Annotated in this window: 2 protein-coding genes and 1 pseudogene; all 3 read left to right on the top strand. The window is 64.6% G+C overall.

Annotation, left to right across the window (positions count from 1 at the left end):
* Window positions 1–326, top strand: a pseudogene (locus WAN71_RS25050) (hypothetical protein); the annotation flags it as partial.
* 157 nt (window positions 327–483) lie between these two features.
* On the top strand, window positions 484–3,357 hold the full coding sequence (locus WAN71_RS25045; protein WP_422227909.1) for a heterodisulfide reductase-related iron-sulfur binding cluster: 2,874 nt from the start codon (window positions 484–486) through the stop codon (window positions 3,355–3,357).
* 23 nt (window positions 3,358–3,380) lie between these two features.
* Window positions 3,381–3,983, top strand: a 603-nt coding sequence (locus tag WAN71_RS25040; RefSeq protein WP_422227908.1) for an aminotransferase class I/II-fold pyridoxal phosphate-dependent enzyme, incomplete at its 3' end; no start/stop codon positions are given.

The raw sequence follows: 3,983 nt of genomic DNA, 5'->3' as shown, positions 1-3,983 counted from the left end.
TGGCGCTGTGGGGCCTGGCAGTAGTGATTCTGATCGGGATCATCGTCTACGGCCTCATCATCTTGGCCACCGGCAACGGGGGCGGCGGACCAGCCACCACGCGGCCGTCGGCAACCACATCGCACTCGACCACTCCGGCCCGGACAACCACGCCGTCGTCGACCCTCCCGACCACGACGACCTCGCCGCCCGAGACGACGCCGGAACCCGCGCCACCCCAGACCACCGCAACCTGGACGCAGCAACGCCCCCATCATCATTGGTGGAACGGCAACGTCCCTCAGATTCCCGGGTTACCCCCGATTCACGTCCCGGGCGGCAACTAATCGACCGGGTAGCCCCGTTGCCGCAGCCAGGTTAGGGCAGCCTTTGTCGCGGTCAACGGCAGAATGATGTAACTATGAGCGGGCCTAGTCATTAGGTTACTGGCCAGTAACATGACAGAAGTTACTGCTCAGTAACCTCGAATTGGGGAGACGTTCCGTGCAGACGCAGACGTTGATCAGACTGGTAGTGGGCCTCGGCATGACGGCGATCGTCGGTTTGTTCGCCCTCCGCCGGGTCAGTTGGCTGGCCAAACTCACGCTTTCGGGCCAAAAGGTCAGCGGTCGCACCGACGACATCGGCACGCGGGTGTGGACGCAGGTCTCCGAGGTGCTCGGCCAGAGCAAGCTGCTGAAATGGTCGATCCCCGGTGTGGCGCACTTCTTCACCATGTGGGGCTTCATCATCCTGCTCACGGTCTACATCGAGGCCTATGGATTGCTGTTCCAGCCGAACTTCCACATCCCGATCATCGGGCGATGGGACGCGCTGGGCTTCCTGCAGGACTTCTTCGCGACCGCTGTCTTCCTCGGTATCGCCACCTTCGCGATCATCCGGCTCACGCGCAGCCCGCGGGAGATCGGACGTTCCTCTCGGTTCTACGGCTCACACAGCGGCGGGGCGTGGCTGATCCTGTTCATGATCTTCAACGTCATCTGGACCTGCGTGCTGGTTCGCGGTTCCGCGGTCAACAACGGCACGCTCCCCTACGGCAAGGGCGCGTTCCTGTCCCAGCTATTCGGCGCGATCCTAAAGCCGCTCGGCCACACCGGTAACGAAGTTCTGGAGACAGTGGCCCTGCTGCTGCACATCGGCGTCATGCTGTCCTTCCTGATCATCGTGCTGCACTCCAAGCACCTGCACATCTTCCTGGCGCCGATCAACGTCACGTTCAAGCGGCTGCCCGACGGGTTGGGCCCACTACTGCCGGTCGAGTCCAACGGCCAGCCAATCGACTTCGAAAACCCGCCGGACGACGCCGAATTCGGTCGCGGCAAGATCGAGGACTTCACCTGGAAAGGCATGCTCGACTTCGCCACCTGCACCGAATGTGGACGCTGCCAGTCGCAGTGCCCGGCCTGGAATACCGCCAAGCCGCTTTCGCCCAAGCTCGTCATCATGGACTTGCGCGACCACTGGATGGCCAAGGCGCCCTACCTACTTGGTGAGAAGACCGCCGAGCCGCTCGAGGGCCTCGACCTCGAGACGGCCAAGGAAGAGGGCCACCATGTCCCGGAGTCGGGATTCGGCCGGGTCCCCGGGCACGGGCCCGAGCAGGCGGCCCGTCCGCTGGTCGGCACCGCCGAGCAGGGCGGAGTGATCGACCCCGACGTGCTGTGGTCGTGTGTCACCTGCGGCGCGTGCGTCGAGCAGTGCCCGGTGGACATCGAGCACATCGACCACATCGTCGATATGCGCCGCTACCAGGTCATGATGGAGTCCGAGTTCCCCTCCGAGCTGTCGGTGCTGTTCAAAAACCTTGAGAACAAAGGCAATCCGTGGGGCCAAAACGCCGCCGACCGCACCAACTGGATCGACGAGGTCGACTTCGATGTCCCGGTCTATGGCCAAGACGTCGACAGCTTTGACGGCTATGAATACCTGTTCTGGGTGGGCTGCGCCGGCGCCTACGACGACAAGGCCAAGAAGACCACCAAGGCCGTCGCCGAACTGTTGGCGATCGCCGGGGTGAAGTATTTGGTGCTCGGCACCGGCGAAACCTGCAACGGTGACTCAGCGCGTCGCTCGGGTAACGAGTTCCTATTTCAACAGCTCGCGCAGCAGGCCGTCGAAACGCTGGACGACCTGTTCGAGGGAGTGGAGACCGTCGATCGCAAGATCGTCGTCACCTGCCCGCACTGCTTCAACACCATCGGCCGCGAATACCGGCAGCTGGGCAGCAATTACACCGTGCTGCACCACACCCAGTTGCTCAACCGGTTAGTGCGCGACAAGAAGCTGGTCCCCGTCAGCCCGGTCTCTGAGGACATCACCTATCACGACCCCTGCTACTTAGGCCGACACAACAAGGTGTACGAGGCGCCGCGCGAGTTGATCGGCGCCTCGGGCGCAAAGCTGGCTGAGATGCCGCGTCACGCCGACCGCAGCTTCTGTTGCGGCGCCGGCGGTGCGCGGATGTGGATGGAAGAGCACATCGGCAAGCGGATCAACCACGAGCGCGTCGACGAGGCGCTGGCCACCGGGGCGACCACGATAGCCACCGCATGTCCGTTCTGTCGGGTGATGGTCACCGACGGCGTCAACGACCGCCAGGAAGCTGCCGGGCGCGAAGGCGTCGACGTGCGCGACGTGGCGCAGCTGCTGCTCGAGTCGCTTGACCGCAACGCGGTCAAGCTGCCGGAAAAGGGTACGGCTGCCAAAGCATCGGCTGCAACCGCAACCGCGCCGGCGACCGCGCCGGCTCCGGCTCCGGCGAAGGCTCCGGCTCCGGCGAAGGAAACCGCCGAAACGGCACCCGCTGCACCCACAGAAGCCGCTGCACCGGAACCGGAGAAGGCCACCAAAGCCGTCACCGGACTGGGTATCGCCGGCGGCGCCAAGCGACCCGGGGCCAAAAAGGCCGCAGCGCCAACGCAATCCGCGGCCGCACCGGCCACCGAGGAAGCCAAGGCTCCTGCTGCGCCAGTCAAGGGGCTGGGCATCGCCGGCGGCGCTAAACGGCCCGGCGCCAAGAAGTCTGCGGCCCCAACGCAATCCGCGCCTGCCGCACCACCCGAGGCGAAATCCGAATCGGCAGCCCCCGAGGCGAAGGCCCCGGCCGCACCGCCCGCGCCAGTCAAAGGCCTAGGCATCGCGGCCGGAGCCAAACGGCCCGGTGCCAAAAAGGCCGCTCCCGCCGCACAATCCACGGCCCCCGAGCCGACGGCTGAAGCAAAGCCAGAGCCGACGTCAACGGAAGAACCTGAGTCCAAACCGACGCCCGAAGCTCAGGATGGCGAGACCCACACGCCGGCAGCGCCGGTTAAAGGATTGGGCATCGCCCGAGGTGCCCGCCCACCAGGAAAGCGCTGATCAGCAGATTCTGGCATTAATAATTGGACAGCCATGGCACCATGGTTGACGTGACTACGCACCAGCTGCCCTGGCATACCGCAGGTCATCAGCCGCGGCAGCGCACGTTCGCGCAGTCATCGAAGCTGCAGGATGTGCTCTACGAAATCCGCGGCCCGGTGCACGATCACGCCGCGCGGCTGGAGTCCGAAGGACACCGGATCCTCAAGCTCAACATCGGCAATCCGGCGCCGTTCGGCTTCGAAGCACCCGATGTGATCATGCGTGACATGATCCAGGCGCTGCCGTACGCGCAGGGCTACTCGGACTCCAAGGGCATCCTGTCGGCGCGGCGTGCGGTGGTCACCCGCTACGAACTCGTCGACGGCTTCCCGCGATTCGACGTCGACGATGTATATCTGGGCAACGGTGTCTCCGAGCTGATCACGTTGACGCTGCAAGCGTTGCTGGACAACGGCGATCAGGTCTTGATTCCGGCGCCCGACTATCCACTGTGGACGGCGTCGACCTCGCTGGCCGGCGGCACACCGGTGCATTATCTGTGCGACGAAACGCAGGGCTGGCAGCCGGATATCGCCGACCTGGAGTCGAAGATCACCGAGCGCACCAAGGCGCTGGTCGTGATC

This window comes from Mycobacterium sp., from assembly GCF_049280035.1.
GTDB lineage: Bacteria > Actinomycetota > Actinomycetes > Mycobacteriales > Mycobacteriaceae > Mycobacterium.
This window is presented reverse-complemented; position numbering and strand designations above follow the sequence as displayed.